A 15,446-nucleotide genomic window follows, 5' to 3' on the forward strand; every position below is an offset into this window, starting at 1 on the left:
GCTACGGACCCGCCATGCCCCGCCTGCCCGCCCCGCTCCACCGCGCCCTTGCCAATGGCAGCCTCTACGCCGCGCTCGCGGCGCTGGGTTTCAGCTTCAAGGCAATCTTCGTCAAGCTCGCCTACGCCGCGGGGCCTGTGGATGCGATCAGCCTGCTGGCGCTGCGCATGGCCATGTCCTTGCCGTTGTTCGCTTGGCTTGTGTGGTTCAGTCGCAAGCAAGGCGGTAGCGCGCTCACGCCTGGGGACGGGCTGCGCGTGGCGCTGCTCGGGCTGTTCGGTTATTACCTGGCGAGCCTGTTCGACTTCTACGGCTTGCAGTACATCAGCGCCGGGCTGGAGCGGCTGATCCTGTTCACCTACCCAACCCTGGTGCTGCTGATCCAGGCCGTTGCCCAGCGCGAGCGCCCCACCCTGCGCACCCTGGCGGCCATGGGCCTGTGCTACCTGGGGCTGGGTATCGCATTTGTCCACGACATCAGCGTCACTGGGATGGGCAGCCAGGTGGTGCTTGGCGCGTTGTGGGTGTTTGCCAGCGCGGTGACCTATGCGCTGTATTACGCCGGCACCGGGGTGATGCTCAAACGCATGGGCTCGATGCGCCTGGCCGGGTTGTGCGGCACGGCCTCGTCGCTGATGGTGCTGGCCCATTACCTGTCGGTGGCCGAGGTGGCGCCACTGTTCGAGCTGCCTGGGGCGGTATGGGGGAATGCGGCAATGATGGCGCTGTTTTCCACGGTGCTGCCAATCTACTGGGTGGCCTTGGCGATCCAGCGCCTGGGGCCTACCCACACTGCGGCAGTGGGCAACCTGGGGCCGGTACTGACGGTGCTGGCGTCATGGGCGATCCTGGGCGAGGCGGTTTCGCTGTACCAGGTGATCGGGCTGGCTGTGGTGTTGTTCGCGGTGTCGCGCTTGAAGCCTGCGAAAAAAGCCGAAGCCGTGGCGCCGGGCAAGCAGGCCGAGGTGTAGACGCGCCCCAGCGCCGGCAGCCGCCTCAAAGCCTGGTCCCGACGATGACACCCTGCCCGCGCAACTGCTCCAGCAGCGCCAGGCCGTCCGCTTCGTCCTTGCCCAGTGCACGCAGGCGTTGCCTTCCAGTGCCCGGCAAACCAACCAGCAATTGCCAGGCCAATGGCGCCAGGCGAGCGAAGCGAACCTGCAGGTCGATATCGCGGTACACCAGCAGCAGGGTCGGTGTCTCGGGCGCTTCGCTCGGCTGAAAGTCCGGGCCGATGCGCTCCACCGGCCAACGATAGGCCAACACGCGGGCCACACAGGACAGCAAGGGTTCGCCGGCCAGCAGGTCGCCGTCGGGGTGATGGGGCGGGTCTTGCGCATCGCTCAGGTACAGTTGCGCCTCGACCCATTCGTAATGCGCCAGTTCCAGTTGCCAGGGCGTATCGAGGTCGATGCCTTGCAGGTAATCGATGAACGCCTCGGCGATTTCGGTGAACAGCGGTGTCTGGCTGCGGTAGTTGGCGTAGAAGTCGTGTACCCGGGCATGCCAGCGCTTCTCGCCGAGGGTTTGCCGCAACACCGGGAAACTGCCGGTCAGCAGGCTTTCGATAGCGCCGTAGAACAGCTCGCGATAGACCTTCAGGCGCCGCGCCTCGATACCCGGCGGTGGCGGGTTGGCGGCCGGGTCGCGCAGGTGCCGGGCCAGGGTGAACTGTTGCTCGCGCAGGGTTTCAGGCATGGCAAGGTGCTCCGTGGCGCTGTTGCAGGGCGCGGATCTGCGCCGTCTCGGCCAGCAGCTCGGCCAGCGGCGGGTAGTTGAAGTCGCGCTCGAGCACCGTAGGGTGGGCGCCGAAACGCTGGCAGGCGCTGGCGAACAAGGCCCACACATCCGCCTTGACCGGGGCGCCATGGGTATCGACCTTGAGGTCCGGTGCTTCGTCGTAATGCCCCGCCACATGCATGCCCACCACCCGCTCGCGGGGGATGCCGGCGAGGAACGCCTGGGCGTCATAGCGGTGGTTGCAGGCATTGACGAAGACGTTGTTGACGTCCAGCAGCAGGTCGCAATCGGCCTCGTCGAGCACCGCGCGGATGAACTGCAGTTCGCTCATGGCCTGGTAGGGGGCGGCGTAATAGCTGATGTTCTCGACCGCAATGCGCCGGCCCAGCAGGTCCTGGGCCTGGCGGATACGTGCCGCCACGTGTCGCACGGCCTCGTCGGTGAACGGGATCGGCATCAGGTCGTAGAGATGGCCGTCGTCACTGCAGTAGCTCAGGTGCTCGCTGTACAGGCGCACCTGGTAACGGTCGAGAAACTGCCGGGTGCGGGCGAGAAAGGCGACGTCCAGCGGCGCGGTGCCGCCCAACGACAATGACAGGCCGTGGCAGGCAATGGCGAAGCGCTCGGCCAGCTGCGCCAGGCCCTGACCGTAAACACCGCCGACCCCGATCCAGTTCTCCGGGGCGCATTCCAGAAAATCGACCGCGCCGGCCGGCATCGCCAGTAACTCAGGGAGCAGGCCGCGACGTAGGCCGAGGCCTGTGTGCAAAGGTTGCGAATTCATGGGTCAGCCTCCAGAAAAGCGCGCGGCGCCCCAAGGCGCCACGCTACAGCAAGGGGGGTCAGGCTTTACCTTTGCCTTCGGCGCCGCACTTGCCTTCGCCGCACTTGCCCTCTGCCTTGTCGGCCTTCGCGTCAGCGCCACACTTGCCTTCGGCCTGGCTGGCCTTGCCGCTGCCGCCGCATTTGCCCTCGCCGCATTTGCCTTCACCGGCGGCCTTGGCCGCTGCCAGCTGGTAGCCCTGGCTCAAGGGTTCAACGGCAAACGCACTGTTGCCCAGAACCAGGCCACCGAGCAGGGTGGCGCCGAGCAGGCTGAGGGTCTTGGGGGTCGATTTCATGGTGTCGCTCCACTTGTGGTTGGAAAGTGGAGCCATTGAAACGGCGCGGTGTGTCGTGGGTGTATCGCGATGAGCGGCGTTTTGTAAGCCAGTCGGTCGTGATGAGGCGCAGATACACAGTGATACAGGAAAGGCCCCCTGCTGGCGTAGAGGGCCGTGGCAGAGCGGTCAGTCGTCCAGAGGCTTGGGCGGTTCGGCAGGCTTGGCCGGTTTGGCGGGCTTGCCTGGCTTGCTGTCCTTGGCCTTGGGTTCGGCCGGTGCCACCGCCACCGGCTCCGGCGCAGTGACCGCCTTTTCACTGGCCGGCAGTTCGTCGACGGCCTTGAAAATCACCTGCGGGTCGATTTTTTCACCGCTTTCATCATCCTTGAGGACGTGGCGTTCGCCATCCTTGCCCACCAGGATCACCTTGGTGCCCTTGCTGGCGCCCAGCTGCAGCTCGCGAATCAGGGCCATGGTGGTCTGCTGTTCGAGGTTCTTGTCCTCACGTTTACCCATCATCTGGGCGACGCTGTACAGCACCAGCCCACGCTCCTTGAAACCGGCCTGCACGGCCGGGTCTTTCAAGGCCTCGTTGAGGCCGCGCAAGGTCGGGTCGGCGCTGCTGGGCGCAATCACCACCAGCGGCCGCGCTTTGCCCTGCTCCTTGGCCAGGGGGGCATCGCTGTCGGCGGCCAATGCGGGGACGGCGAAGGCGAACAGGGTGGCGAGGGTCAGTGACCTGACGAGCATGGGCATCTCCTTGTTAATTCTCATGACTACAGATCCTGGCGAAAGATCCGACATGCGAGCCTAAACCACCGAACCCGGCGGACAACGCGGGCAAAAGTAACTTGCGATGTCTGAGTGGTAACGGGGTGCGACACCCTGAGCATAGTCCAACCGCCCGCGGGCCAATGGCTGGAGGCATTGTGATAGCATGCGCGCGCCTCGGGAGAGGCATCGCTTGTTCACATTCAGTAAGGAATACGCCCGTGAAAGACTTCGTCATCAGCGTCAACAACATCGTGCTGTACGTTTCCCTGGGCTTGATCTGGCTGGTAGCTCTGATCACCCTGTTCAGCGTTGGGTTCCTGCAAGGGCTGGGTATTTTTGTCGGCGGCAGCCTGGTGTGGTGCATCGTCTCGGGCTTCTGGTTCGTCCAGTCGGCCACCTACGAAGAGCTGCGCAAGCTCAACGCCAACAAGGGCTGAGCCATCCAGGGCGGCGCCGCGACGGTGTCGCCCTCCCCGGCGCTAGAACAGCGGCAGTTGCTGGCCGGTCAGCGCCGCGAAGTCATCGCCCACGAACGGCAGGATGGCGTCGGCCACCGGCTGCAACTGACGGCTCAGGTAGTGCTGGTGATCAATCGGGGACTGGCGGTTCTCCAGCGGTTCGGGGCCTGAGGTGGTGATCAGGTAACTGATCCAGCCGCCGTTCTGGTACTGCTTGGGGCGCCCCAGCCGGGCGTTGTATTCATCGGCCAGGCGCGCGGCGCGCACATGGGGCGGCACGTTGCGCTGGTAGTCGGCCAAGGGCCGGCGCAGGCGCTTGCGGTACACCAGCAGTTCGTCATCCTCGCCCGCCAGCAGGCGCTGCACGGTTTCACGCACGTAGTCGCGATACGGCTGGCCACGGAACACCCGGCCGTAGAGCGTCTGCTGGAACTGCCGGGCCAGCGGCGACCAGTCGGTGCGCACCGACTCCAGGCCCTTGTAGACCACGTCCTCGCTGCCATCCTGGCGCTGTACCAGGCCGGCGTAGCGCTTCTTGCTGCCCTCTTCGGTGCCGCGGATGGTGGGCATCAGGAAGCGCCGGTAATGGGTTTCGAACTGCAGTTCCAGGGCACTGTCCAGCCCCATGGTTTCGCCCAGGTGCTGGCGCCACCATTGATTGACCTCGGCCACCAGCGCACGGCCGATGCGCGCCGCGGCCTCCTCGCCATGGGCGCCCTTGAGCCAGACGAAGGTGGAGTCGGTGTCGCCGTAGATCACGTCGTAGCCCCGCGCCTCCACCAGGGCCCGGGTCTGGCGCATGATCTGGTGGCCGCGCATGGTGATCGACGAGGCCAGGCGCGGGTCGAAGAAGCGGCAACCACTGGAACCGAGCACGCCATAGAAGGCGTTCATGATGATCTTCAGCGCCTGGGACAACGGCGCATTGCCGTCGCGCTTGGCGGCCTCGCGCCCTTGCCACACGCGCTCGACGATGGCCGGCAGGCAGTGCTCGCTGCGCGAGAAGCGCCCGCCCCGGAAGCCCTCGACCGAGTGCGCGTCGTCCGGCTGGCGCAGGCCCTCGACCAGGCCCACCGGGTCGATCAGGAAGGTGCGGATGATCGACGGGTACAGGCTCTTGTAGTCGAGCACCAGCACCGAGTCGTACAGCCCCGGGCGCGAATCCATGACGAAGCCGCCAGGGCTGGCTTCGTCGGGGCGGCTGCCCAGGTTGGGCGCGACAAAGCCCAGGCGATGCATGGGCGGGATGTACAAATGACAGAACGCGGCCACCGAGCCGCCACTGCGGTCCACCGGCAGGCCGGTGACGCTGGCGCGTTCCAGCAGGAAGTCGAGCAGCCGGGTGTGGGCGAAGATCCGCGTGACCAGTTCACAGTCCTTGAGGTTGTAGCGGGCCAGCGCCGGCTTGTCCTCGGCGAACTGGCGGTTGATTTCGTCCATGCGCTGGTAGGGGGTGCTGATGGCCTTGCCCTCGCCGAGCAACTGCTGGGCAACGCTCTCCAGGCTGAACGAGGGGAAACTCCAGGTGGCTGAACGCAGCGCCTCGATGCCATCGATCAGCAGCCGCCCGGGGGCTTCGGCGAAGAAGTGGCTGCGGCTGCCATGCTCGCGCAGGTGCAGCGGCGCGCCGTCACGGCCCAGGCACAGCGGCACGTTCAGCCGCTTGGCGTGTTCGTGCAGCAGACGCAGGTCGAACTGCACCAGGTTCCAGCCGATGATCGCGTCGGGGTCGTGGCGCGCCAGCCACTGGTTGAGACAGTGGATCAGCCCGGCGCGGTCGTCGCAGTAGTGCAGGTCGAAATCCATCTGGCTGGCATCGCCATTGGCCGGGCCCAGCATGTACACCGTGCGCTGGCCGCAGCCTTCCAGGCCGATGCTGTACAGCTCGCCACGCTCGCTGGTCTCGATATCGAGGGAGACCAGGCGCAGCGGCGGGCGGTAGTCGGGGTCGGGCTTGAGCTGGGCGTCGATCAGCGTGCCGTTGGCATCGGGCCGGCCATCGAAACGCACCGGGGCGGTGATGAAACGCTCCATCAGATAGCGCTCGGGCGGACGGATATCGGCTTCGAACACCTCGATGCCGGCAGCGCGCAGGCGCTTGTCGAGGGCGATCAACTGACGGTGCTGGCGGCAGTACAGGCCCAGCACCGGGCGCTGGTCGAAGTCACGCAGTTGCAGCGGCTTGAGCTCGACCCCCTGCTCACCGGCCAGCAGCACCCGGGCATGCTCGGCCTGGGCGACGGGGATGAACGCCACCGACGGTTGCGGCGCCAGGCGCAAGTGGCGCGGGCCCTGGTCGGTGGCCAGCCAGAACTCGACGCTGGTGCCTTCGGGCGTGTCGTGCCAATGGCGGGTGAGGACAAAGCCCTGTTGGCGCTGCACTGCGTGGTCCTTGCTTGGATTGCTGGAGGGCGATTCTACACCCTGCAGCGGCCGATCAGCGTGCGCCAGCGACGAATCCGGCGCGGCGCCCGGCAAACACCAGCAGCCAGGCCAGCCCGGTGAGCGCCAGCACCACGCCACCGAACGCGCCGACCCCGGCCCCGGTCAACAGCAGCCCGCCAATGATCCCGCCCAGGGCGATCGCACTGTTCCACACCGTCACCAGCATCGACTGGGCCACATCGCCGCCCTCGCCTGCCGCGTCTGCGCAGGCGGTCTGCAGCAGGGTCGGGGCGCCGCCGTAGGTGAGCCCCCACAAGGCCACGCTGGCATGCACCAGCCAGGCCGAACCCTGGGTGTGCCCCAGGGCCAACGTGGCCAGGGCGAAACCGGCCAGGCACAGCAGCACCAGGCCGCGCAGATGGCGGTCGACGCCAAGCCCGACCAAGGCGATGCCGGCCAGTGAAGCCAGGCCGAAGGTCATCAGCACCTGGCCGACATCGGCGCCCATGCCAGCCGCCGCCAGCAGCGGCACGATGTAGGTGTAGAGAATGTTGTGGCCGAGGATCCACGCCAGGATCACCAGCAGCACCCGCGCCACCCCTGGGGTACGCAGTACGCCCAGCGCTGAAGGGCGCTTACCGGCGGCCTGGCCGGGGAAGTCCGGCACCGCGCGCAGTACCCAGGCCACCAGCAGCAAGGCCGCCAGGGTGACTACCACGAAGGCGGCGCGCCACCCCAGCCAGGCGCCCAGCCAGGTGCCGATGGGCAGGCCCAGCGACAAGGCGATGGGCTGGCCGAGCATGGCCAGTGCCATCGCCTTGCCTTGTTGTGCCGGTGCCACCATGCGCCGCGCATGCCCGGCGATCAGGCCCCAGGCCAGGCCGGCGGCGGCGCCGGTGAGAAAGCGCAGCAACAAGGTCAGCTGATTGTCGCTGGACAGTGCGGTCAGGCCGTTGAACAGGATGAAACCGATGATGGCCAGCAGCAGCGCCCGGCGCCGCCGCCAACCTTGGGTCAGGGTGACCAGCGGGATGGCGGTGAGCAACGAGCCCAGCGCGTAGGCGGTAACCCACTGCCCGGCCATGGCCTGGCTGATGTGCATGCCGTTGGCCACCTGGTCGAGCAGGCCGGCGGGCAGGGTTTCGCTGAGGATGGCGATGAAGCCGGTCAGGGCCAGGGCCAGCAGCCCGCTCAAGGGCAGTCGCGTGGCGGTGGCGGGCGCCTCTACGGCGGTGAAGGCAGGGTTCATGGGGGTGTCCTGGGCAATGATCAAGGCAGGCATCTTGCGGCGCCGAGGCACTACGGAAAAAGATGGGTAGAATTCCGCTCACCCAGGACATCAACGTCCGTAATCGGAGCACGACATGGACAGCCTCAGCGGTTTCGTGGTTTTCAACCGGGTTGCCGAAACCCGCAGCTTCGTCGCCGCCGGCCAGTCGCTGGGCATCAGTGCCTCGGCGGTGGGCAAACGCGTGGCGCGCCTGGAGGGCCGCCTGGGCGTGCGGTTGTTCCACCGCAGCACCCGAAGCATCACCCTGACCGCCGAGGGCGCGCTGTTTCTCGAGCGCAGCCGGCGCATCCTCGCCGAGATCGAAGCCACCGAGCAGGAACTGTCGCAGGCCAACGGCGCCCCACGCGGGCGGCTGCGGGTAAGCCTGCCGCAGGTGACCGGGCTGGTGATGCCGGCACTGGCCGAGTTCATGGCGCGCTACCCGGACATCGAGCTGGACCTGGACTTCAGCGACCGCATGGTCGACATCATCGGCGAGGGTTTTGACGTGGTGATGCGCGGTGGCCAACCGCTGGATTCGCGCCTGAACGCCAAGTTCCTCGGCCATTTCCAGCACCGCCTGGTGGCCTCCCCCGACTACCTGCGCGAGCATGGTCTGCCCGAGCATCCGCGCGAGCTGGCCGGGCACCGCTGCCTGCACTACCGCTTCCCCAGCAGTGGCAAGCTGGAAACCTGGCCGCTGCGCCGCGAACACCCCGAGCAGGACTACGAGATTCCCATCTCCATGGTCTGCAACCACGTCGAGACGCGCATCTGCTTTGCCCTCAACCACCGCGGCATTACCTGCCTGCCCGACTTCAGCGTACGCGCCGCGCTGGCCAGCGGCAGCCTGGTGAGCGTGCTCGACGACTTCATCGAACGGCGCGGCAGCTTCTACCTGCTGTGGCCGTCGGGGCGCCAGGTGCCGCCCCGGTTGCGGGTGTTCATCGACTTCATGCTCGAACGGGTGTTCCCCGGCAACACGCTCAGCCGTACAGGTAACTGATGTCCTTGTGCGCCAGGGCCGGCACCCGGGCCAGCAGGTAGTCGCGCAGCTTGTGCATCTGCCGGGCCTTGGGGCTGGACTTGAGCCAGGTCATGTAATAACCGTCGCCGGTCGCGACTGCCTGCGGGAAGGGCGTGACCAGGTTGCCGGCGGCCAGGTCGGCGCTGGCCAGCACCAGGTCGACCACCGAAATGCCCAGGCCCTGCTGGGCCGCCGAAATGCCCTGGTCGAGGGTATCGAACACCTGGCCCTGGTCGATGCTGATGTGCGACGCATCCACCCGCGCCAGCCAGCGCCGCCAGTCGCGCCGGTCCGGCGAGGGGTGAAGCAGCTCGCAGCCTTCGAGCACGGCCAGGTCCGGGGCGGGCCCGGGCAGGTAGTCGGGGTGGCAGACCGGGATCAGCCATTCATCGAACAGCTTCAGGCTCTCGACGTCTGCCGGGAAACGCCCGTTGCCGAGCAGGATGGCGCAGTCGTAAGGCTCGGAGTAGAAGTCCACGGCGTCGATGTCCATCCACACGCTCGACAGCTGCACCGCGCAGCTGTTGTCGACCTTCTTGAAACCGTCCAGCGCGCGCAGCAGCCAGCGTACCGTCAGCGTGGACGGCGCCTTCAGGCGCAGGCCGTAGCGGTCCTGGCGCAGCAAGGCACAGGCGTTTTCGATGATCTTGAAGCCGACCTTGAGCTCCTCGGCCAGCAGCCGGCCATGCTCGGTCAGGCGCAGCTTGGGGCCGCGCCGCTCGAACAGGTCGCAGCCGAACAAGGCTTCGAGTGTCTTGATGTGATGGCTGACCGCGCCCTGGGTCAGCGCCAGCTCCTGGGCGGCGCGGGTGAAGGAGCCATAGCGCGAGGCAACCTCGAAGGCACGCAGGGCGTGCAGGGCCTGAATCCGTTCCGACATAGAGGCTTCCAGAGCATGAGCGAGACTAATAGTTGGTCATAGTTCCAGGCGTTTTACAACCTATGACCCTTCTCGGAAAATGCCGGAAACAACAAATATAGAGCGGTTAACCGTATGGATATGCCGGTAAAACCACCTTAACTGCCGATTTGCGACTATCTGGGGAAATCATGTTTACGGGTTATGGAAATTGCTACCGCCTGGATGCGCTGGAGCTGGCCGATGAACATGTTCAGAACCCACACCACTGGACACACAAGGCCATAGAACACTTCAAGGAAACCCTCGCCAACCCTGACTTCCCTTGCCTGTTCGGGCGCAAGGCGGTCAATGCGCGCACCTGCCACATTCTCTTCGCCCGTGCAGAGCAACTGGCCGACGACATCGCCCGGGGCCTTGCCGACTACATCGCCACCATCGAGCCCATACCGCTCAAGCAGCGCATCGGCAACCCGTTGCTGGTGTTCCTGCAAACCGCCGCCGACACCTCGCTGCAACAGCAGCAGGCCCTGGCCTGGGACGTACTGCGCCAGGTGCACAGCCGTGATCCCAGCCCCTGGCCACGCGAGGTGCCACAAGACCCGCACGACAACCAGTGGTCGTTCTGCTTCGCCGGCATGCCGCTGTTCATCAACATGAACTTCCCTGCCCACCGCCTGATGAAAAGCCGCAACCTGGGCCGGCACATTGCCTGGGTGATCAACCCGCGGGAGAGCTTCGACGAGGTAGCCAGTGCCAGCACCGCCAGCGGCCAGCGGATTCGCGCACGCATCCGCGAGCGGGTGCAGCACTACAACGATGGCGTGATGCCAGCCTCGCTGGGCTTCTTCGGCCAGCACGACAACTTCGAATGGCAACAGTACCAACTGCAGGAGCCCGGCTCGCTGAACCCGGCCCGCTGCCCGTTCCATGCCCACGCAACACCCGACCCTCTGATCGAGAACTGAACGTGAATACCGCACTGACCGCCACCTACGCCCTCACCGTCCTGCTGCTGATCGCCACACCCGGCCCGGTGGTGGCGCTGATCGTCAACACCGCCGCCGCCGCCGGCTCGCGCAAGGCCCTGTTCACCGCCATCGGCACCAACTGGGCCTCACTGGTGCTGATCGGCGTCGCGGCCTGGATCATCATGACCAGCGCAGCCATCGACAAAACCTGGCTCAACGGCATGAGCCTGCTGGGCTGCCTGTTCATCGGCTATATCGCTGTGGGCACCCTGCGCGAAGCCCTGCAGGCCCCACCAGCACAGCAGGCCGCAGCCGAAGCGCCAGCGGCCACCCGCGGCGGTCTGCTGCAGGGGTTCATGGTCGGCATCTCCAATCCCAAGGACATCATCTTCTTCATCTCGTTCTTCCCGCAGTTCATCCAGATCACCGAGTCGTTCGGCAAAAGCATGGTGGTGCTGTCACTGCTGTGGATCGCCATCGACTTCGCCGTGCTCAGCCTGTACATCTTCGCCATCGGCAAGATCGCCTCGCAGCGCAGCAACCGCCTGATCAGCCTGGCTTCGGGGGTTGCCCTGCTACTGATCGCCGGTGTGGGCCTGGCCTACAACCTCAAGGCCCTGGCGGCCTGAGCCCTGCCGTGCGGCACGCCGCCAAGGAGCGTCCATGACCCTGATCGCCAGGCCCACGACAGGTGTTGCGCAGCCGTTGCAAGACAGCTATCAGCGCTTCCTGCAGCTGGGCAGCCGCCGCGCACCGCAGACACTGTACGTTCACGAACAGGGCTATCGCTCCAGCACCATCAACACCGACGCACAGGGGATGCGCTACAGCCATCGCGCCGGCAAGCGCTTTTCGGTGGCCGAGTGCGCAGGCGCAGGGCGCATCAACCTGCTGGTGGGGGGCTCCACCGCACTGGGAGTCGGTGCCAGCTCCGATGAACATACGGTGGCGTCCAATCTGTCGCTGCTGACCGGCGAGACCTGGCTAAGCCTGGCCGGATGCGGGCTCAACGCCACACAGGAACTGCTGCTGTTCCTCACCCATCAGCACCGCTTTGGCCAGCTCGGCCATGTGGTGGTACTCAGCGGCTTGAACACCCTCGCCCAGGAGGCACTGGTCGAGGTACTCGCCGCTGCCCACGACCCGCAGCACTCGCAGGCCCACCTGGCGTTTCTCAATCGCTTCAACGAGGGGGTGCAGGACACCGCGCCGGCGCGCCGCGCATCATTGTGGCAGCAGCTGCGGCATGCCGTTGCCCCTCGCCAGGCGCCGCAATGGCCGACGCTCGATGCATTGTCGCCCGCAGACAAACGCCTGGCCCGCGCCGCCGACAGCATCGGCCGTACCTTGCGCCAATGGGAGCGCCTGCTGGCAGACGACCATACCAGCCTGACCTTCATCCTCCAGCCGCTGCTGCCCTGGTGCCGCGAAACGCTGCCCGCCGGCGAACAATCGATGCTGGCCAAGCTGGCAAAGCAACCGACGAACTTCGATCGCCTGCTCGGTGACAGTTACGACCGCCAACTGCACTCGACGTTCTTTCGACGCATCAGAAGCCAGGCCGAGCCGGTCCCTTGCTACGACATGAACTGCATGCTCAGCAGCTCACCGGCTTTTGCCGAAGACCTGTTCGTCGATCGCCTGCACTTCAACGATCAAGGCAACAATGCCCTGGCCAAGGTGATCACCGCCAAGCTGGGCCTGGCCCAGGAAAAACACGCGCAACGCAGGGTGCCGCCGGCCAAGCAGGGCTGATAGGGGTTTCCCGGACTTCCGGCAAGCGTACGAGGATGGCTAGAATACGCTGTCGTCGCACCTGATTCGCCTGAGGCACACCCGCACCTGCCATGACCATTCAAGCCGTCCACCCACGCCAGGGGCTTGGCATCCTGCGCGCGGCCTGCCTGCCGCTGCTGCTGACGACGTTCGCTGCCCAGGCGTTGGAAGTGAGCATCGACCCGCATGCTGACCTGCTCTACCGCCAGGCCTTGCCGTTACTGGAACAGGCGGACATGGCAGACGACAGCGCCAGCCCGTTGCGTACCGTTGCAAGCGACCCCGAACTCAGCCGCCAGGGCCAGGCCATGGCCCGCACCCTGCCCACGGCAGTGGCGCTATTGAAGAAATCAGTGGCGCTCGATCACCCGGTCGCGCAGTACCGCCTGGCGCTGTACTACATCACCTTCCTGCCGACCACACAGATTCCGGACGCTGCCTGCCCACTACTGGAAGCCAGCCTCAAGCAAGGTTTTGCCCCGCCTGCACTGGCCATCGCCCGTTGGTGTCGGCCGTACAACAGCAGCCCTGCCTACCGCGAGGCGCTGGAGTCGATCCCCCGTATGGCCACCCTGTATGCGCCCTACTACCCGCAGCCGGCCACGCGCCTGGCCTGCAGCCGCAGTCGGCCACAAGGCCTGGCGTTACAGTGGGGGCGCCAGCGCGACTACCAGGCCGAAGTGTTCCGCCTGCTCAGTGACCTCGACCCGGTGCGGCGCCAGGCCTTGCTACAGAAGGCAGTGGAAATCAATGGCTGCGCGACGGCGCAACAACACTTGAGCAATCGCTAAGCCCTCGTCGGCAAACCAGCAAGAACGTTCAAGCCAGCGGGCGACACCTCTGGCATGCTGGCCCACCCTGTCGATTCGTTGTCGTGCCCCATGCCCAACCCCACCCTAGCCCGCCAGGCTTTCGTCCATGGCGCCATCGCCATCCTGCCGCTGTCACTGGCCGTCGCCCCCTGGGGGCTGCTCGCCGGTTCCATGGCCATCGAAGCCAACCTCAGTGCCTGGCAAGGCCAGGGGTTATCGGCCATTGTCTTCGCCGGTGCCGCGCAACTGGTGGCGATCGGCATGCTCAAGGGCGGCGCCAACCTGTTCTCGATCCTGCTCACCACGCTGCTGCTGACCTCGCAACACCTGCTTTACGGGCTGTCGATGCGGCCCGTGCTGTCGGGGTTGCCGACGCGCTGGCGGCTGGGGTTGGGGTTCCTGCTCACCGATGAGTTCTTCGCTCTGACCAGCCACCACGACCAGCAGCAGTTCAACCGCTGGTACGCCCTGGGGGTGGGCCTGACCTTCTACGTGGCGTGGAACCTGTTCACCCTGGCCGGCATCATCCTCGGCCAGAACATCCCGCACCTGGATCAGCTGGGCCTGGATTTCTCCATTGTCGCCACCTTTGTCGCGCTGATCGCGCCGCTGGTGCGCAACCTGCCCACGGTGGTGTGCGTGGCGGTATCGCTGTTCTGCTCGGTGCTGTTCAGCTTCTGGCACTGGGAAACCGCGCTGGTGGCGGCCGGCCTGCTGGGCATGGCCGCGGGCTTCATCTGTCAGAAATTCTCCGGAGGCCGTCCATGATCTGGCTGCTGATCTTCGCCATGGGGGCGGTGGTGTTCCTCAACCGCTATGCCTTTCTGGAACCGCGCCTGCCCTTGCGGCTGAGCTCCAACGCCCGGCAGTTCCTCGGCTTTGCCGTGCCCGGCATGCTCACGGCCATCTGCGGGCCGATCATCTTCCTGCCTGGCCACCAGCTCGATCTGAACCCGCTCAACCCCTACCTGCTCGGCGCGCTGGTGGCCATCACCCTGGTGCTGTTGACCCGCAGCGTATTGCTGAGCATGCTGGCGAGCATGCTGATCTTCTTCCTGCTGCGCAGCTGGCTGGCATGACCACGCCCCAACGCGAACAGACCCACCTTTGGCAAGCACCGGCGCTGGGCGACGTCGAGATGCTGCACGCCCGCTACTTCCAGCAGCGCTTTGCCCCGCATGTGCACGAAGGCTATGTGTTCACGGTGATCGAGTCTGGCGCCCAGCGCTTCTGGCACCGTGGCAGCGAGCACCTGGCGCCGGTGGGCAGCATGGTGTTGATCAACCCCGACGAGCTGCACACCGGTGCCACCGCCCATGAGGCCGGTTGGCGCTACCGTGGGTTCTACCCCGAATACGCACGGGTCACCGGGGTGCTCGACGAGCTGGAGCTTGGCCGCCACGGCATGCCGCTGTTCAAGGCCAGTGTGATCCAGGACCCGGCACTGGCCGCGGCCTTCAGCCAGCTGAACCAGCGTTCGGAAGCCGGTGCCAGCGCCCTCGAACAACAGACCGCCTGGCGCCAGGCGGTATTGGCGCTGGTGCAGCGCCACGGCCACTGCGCCGAACCCGCCGCCCCCGGCCATGAGCCACTGGCGGTGGCCCGCGCCCGCGAGTTGCTGGAAAGCCAGCTGGCCGACCCACCGTCGCTGGAAACCCTGGCGGCGGCGGTGAACCTCTCGCCCTTCCACTTCGCCCGAGTGTTCCGCCAGGCCACTGGCCTGCCGCCCCATGCCTGGCTCAAGCAACGCCGCCTGACCCGTGCCCGGGAATTGCTGCGCAGCGGCCTGCCGGCCCTGGAAGTCGCCTTCAACCTAGGGTTTGCCGACCAGAGCCACCTCAGCCGACAGTTCAAACAGGCCTATGGCGTCACCCCAGGCGCTTACCGCCAGGCCTGCCTGAGCCCCTGACGGCGTGCGGCAATCCATCCCAGGCAGCCTGGCAGGCCACTGCTACACTCAAGGGGCTGAACGGAGGATCCCGCCATGTCCGAACGTGAAATCACCAATCTGCTGTCGCTGATGACCCAGCGCCAGGCCAACTTGAGCAGCGCCTGCAAGGAAATCGCCGACTGGATCGATCGCCAGGGCGACGTGCCCGCCGCCGGCAAGATCCGCGCAAGCCTCAAGGCGCTGGAAGCCGACGAAGCGCAGGTGCGCAAGACGCTGACGTCACTGAGCATCGAACGCCCGCTGCCCCGCTTCCGTAGCTGAACGCACATCGCGGGAGCCTGTGCACCGGGCTGAAAAAGTGAGGGCCGCATAAGCGGCCC

At 66.2% G+C, this 15,446-nt stretch carries 17 protein-coding genes and 1 pseudogene; 11 read left to right on the plus strand and 7 right to left on the minus strand.

Features of this window, described 5'->3' with window-relative positions; all coding sequences use genetic code 11:
* Nucleotides 1–14 precede the first annotated feature (14 nt).
* Entirely contained in the window at nucleotides 15–971 is a 957-nt protein-coding gene (locus LOY51_RS16910) for a DMT family transporter (RefSeq protein WP_258642235.1), read from the plus strand.
* 25 nt (nucleotides 972–996) lie between these two features.
* Here LOY51_RS16910 and LOY51_RS16915 read toward each other — a convergent pair whose 3' ends face one another.
* The 4 genes and pseudogenes from LOY51_RS16915 to LOY51_RS16930 form a co-directional block, all read right to left on the minus strand.
* A complete protein-coding gene (locus LOY51_RS16915; protein WP_258642238.1) occupies nucleotides 997–1,698 on the minus strand; it encodes an HvfC family RiPP maturation protein in 702 nt (233 codons plus the stop codon).
* Nucleotides 1,691–2,524, minus strand: coding sequence for an HvfB family MNIO-type RiPP peptide maturase (locus LOY51_RS16920; RefSeq protein WP_125859115.1), 834 nt, complete (start codon nucleotides 2,522–2,524; stop codon nucleotides 1,691–1,693). Before LOY51_RS16920 ends, LOY51_RS16915 begins: the two co-directional genes overlap by 8 nt.
* An 82-nt stretch (nucleotides 2,525–2,606) precedes the next feature.
* Nucleotides 2,607–2,861, minus strand: a pseudogene (locus LOY51_RS27200) (HvfA family oxazolone/thioamide-modified RiPP metallophore); the annotation flags it as partial.
* 168 nt (nucleotides 2,862–3,029) lie between these two features.
* Nucleotides 3,030–3,593 carry a DUF4174 domain-containing protein gene (locus LOY51_RS16930; RefSeq protein WP_125464537.1) on the minus strand — a complete coding sequence of 188 codons (564 nt, stop codon included), beginning with the start codon at nucleotides 3,591–3,593 and terminating at the stop codon, nucleotides 3,030–3,032.
* A 242-nt stretch (nucleotides 3,594–3,835) separates the two neighbouring features.
* On the opposite strand from LOY51_RS16930, the gene LOY51_RS16935 reads away from it, so the two are divergent.
* Nucleotides 3,836–4,054, plus strand: coding sequence for a hypothetical protein (locus LOY51_RS16935; protein ID WP_125859116.1), 219 nt, complete (start codon nucleotides 3,836–3,838; stop codon nucleotides 4,052–4,054).
* Between the two features lie 42 nt (nucleotides 4,055–4,096).
* On the opposite strand, the gene LOY51_RS16940 is transcribed toward LOY51_RS16935, so the two are convergent.
* Nucleotides 4,097–6,457 carry a DNA polymerase II gene (locus LOY51_RS16940; RefSeq protein ID WP_125859117.1) on the minus strand — a complete coding sequence of 787 codons (2,361 nt, stop codon included), beginning with the start codon at nucleotides 6,455–6,457 and terminating at the stop codon, nucleotides 4,097–4,099.
* A gap of 55 nt (nucleotides 6,458–6,512) precedes the next feature.
* Nucleotides 6,513–7,709, minus strand: a complete 1,197-nt coding sequence (locus LOY51_RS16945) for an MFS transporter (protein ID WP_125859118.1) — start codon at nucleotides 7,707–7,709, stop codon at nucleotides 6,513–6,515.
* A gap of 115 nt (nucleotides 7,710–7,824) precedes the next feature.
* Between LOY51_RS16945 and LOY51_RS16950 the strand changes: the two genes are divergently transcribed.
* Nucleotides 7,825–8,736 carry a LysR family transcriptional regulator gene (locus tag LOY51_RS16950; RefSeq protein ID WP_125859119.1) on the plus strand — a complete coding sequence of 304 codons (912 nt, stop codon included), beginning with the start codon at nucleotides 7,825–7,827 and terminating at the stop codon, nucleotides 8,734–8,736.
* Here the strand turns inward: LOY51_RS16950 and LOY51_RS16955 are convergent.
* The gene (locus LOY51_RS16955; protein ID WP_125859120.1) at nucleotides 8,717–9,637 is read right to left on the minus strand and encodes a LysR substrate-binding domain-containing protein; all 921 of its coding nucleotides are present in this window, start codon (nucleotides 9,635–9,637) and stop codon (nucleotides 8,717–8,719) included. The two genes, LOY51_RS16950 and LOY51_RS16955, sit on opposite strands and share 20 nt — an antisense overlap.
* A 170-nt stretch (nucleotides 9,638–9,807) precedes the next feature.
* Here LOY51_RS16955 and LOY51_RS16960 point away from each other — a divergent pair, with 170 nt between their 5' ends.
* From LOY51_RS16960 to LOY51_RS16995, 8 genes are all read left to right on the plus strand, one after another.
* The gene (locus tag LOY51_RS16960; RefSeq protein WP_125464541.1) at nucleotides 9,808–10,584 is read left to right on the plus strand and encodes a YqcI/YcgG family protein; all 777 of its coding nucleotides are present in this window, start codon (nucleotides 9,808–9,810) and stop codon (nucleotides 10,582–10,584) included.
* Nucleotides 10,585–10,586: 2 nt separating this feature from the next.
* Complete coding sequence (locus LOY51_RS16965) at nucleotides 10,587–11,216, plus strand: LysE family translocator (protein WP_125464542.1); 630 nt, start codon at nucleotides 10,587–10,589, stop codon at nucleotides 11,214–11,216.
* A 34-nt stretch (nucleotides 11,217–11,250) separates the two neighbouring features.
* The gene (locus tag LOY51_RS16970) at nucleotides 11,251–12,342 is read left to right on the plus strand and encodes a hypothetical protein (RefSeq protein ID WP_125464543.1); all 1,092 of its coding nucleotides are present in this window, start codon (nucleotides 11,251–11,253) and stop codon (nucleotides 12,340–12,342) included.
* Between the two features lie 92 nt (nucleotides 12,343–12,434).
* Nucleotides 12,435–13,154 carry a sel1 repeat family protein gene (locus LOY51_RS16975; RefSeq protein ID WP_258642246.1) on the plus strand — a complete coding sequence of 240 codons (720 nt, stop codon included), beginning with the start codon at nucleotides 12,435–12,437 and terminating at the stop codon, nucleotides 13,152–13,154.
* 90 nt (nucleotides 13,155–13,244) lie between these two features.
* On the plus strand, nucleotides 13,245–13,943 hold the full coding sequence (locus LOY51_RS16980) for an AzlC family ABC transporter permease (protein WP_125859123.1): 699 nt from the start codon (nucleotides 13,245–13,247) through the stop codon (nucleotides 13,941–13,943).
* Complete coding sequence (locus LOY51_RS16985; protein WP_125464545.1) at nucleotides 13,940–14,254, plus strand: AzlD domain-containing protein; 315 nt, start codon at nucleotides 13,940–13,942, stop codon at nucleotides 14,252–14,254. Before LOY51_RS16980 ends, LOY51_RS16985 begins: the two co-directional genes overlap by 4 nt.
* Nucleotides 14,251–15,084 carry an AraC family transcriptional regulator gene (locus tag LOY51_RS16990; protein ID WP_258642249.1) on the plus strand — a complete coding sequence of 278 codons (834 nt, stop codon included), beginning with the start codon at nucleotides 14,251–14,253 and terminating at the stop codon, nucleotides 15,082–15,084. The genes LOY51_RS16985 and LOY51_RS16990 overlap by 4 nt, the downstream gene beginning before the upstream one ends.
* 75 nt (nucleotides 15,085–15,159) lie before the next feature.
* Entirely contained in the window at nucleotides 15,160–15,387 is a 228-nt protein-coding gene (locus LOY51_RS16995) for a hypothetical protein (RefSeq protein WP_110996175.1), read from the plus strand.
* Nucleotides 15,388–15,446: the final 59 nt, after the last annotated feature.

It is taken from the genome of Pseudomonas sichuanensis (assembly GCF_024749065.1).
GTDB classification, from domain to species: domain Bacteria; phylum Pseudomonadota; class Gammaproteobacteria; order Pseudomonadales; family Pseudomonadaceae; genus Aquipseudomonas; species Aquipseudomonas sichuanensis.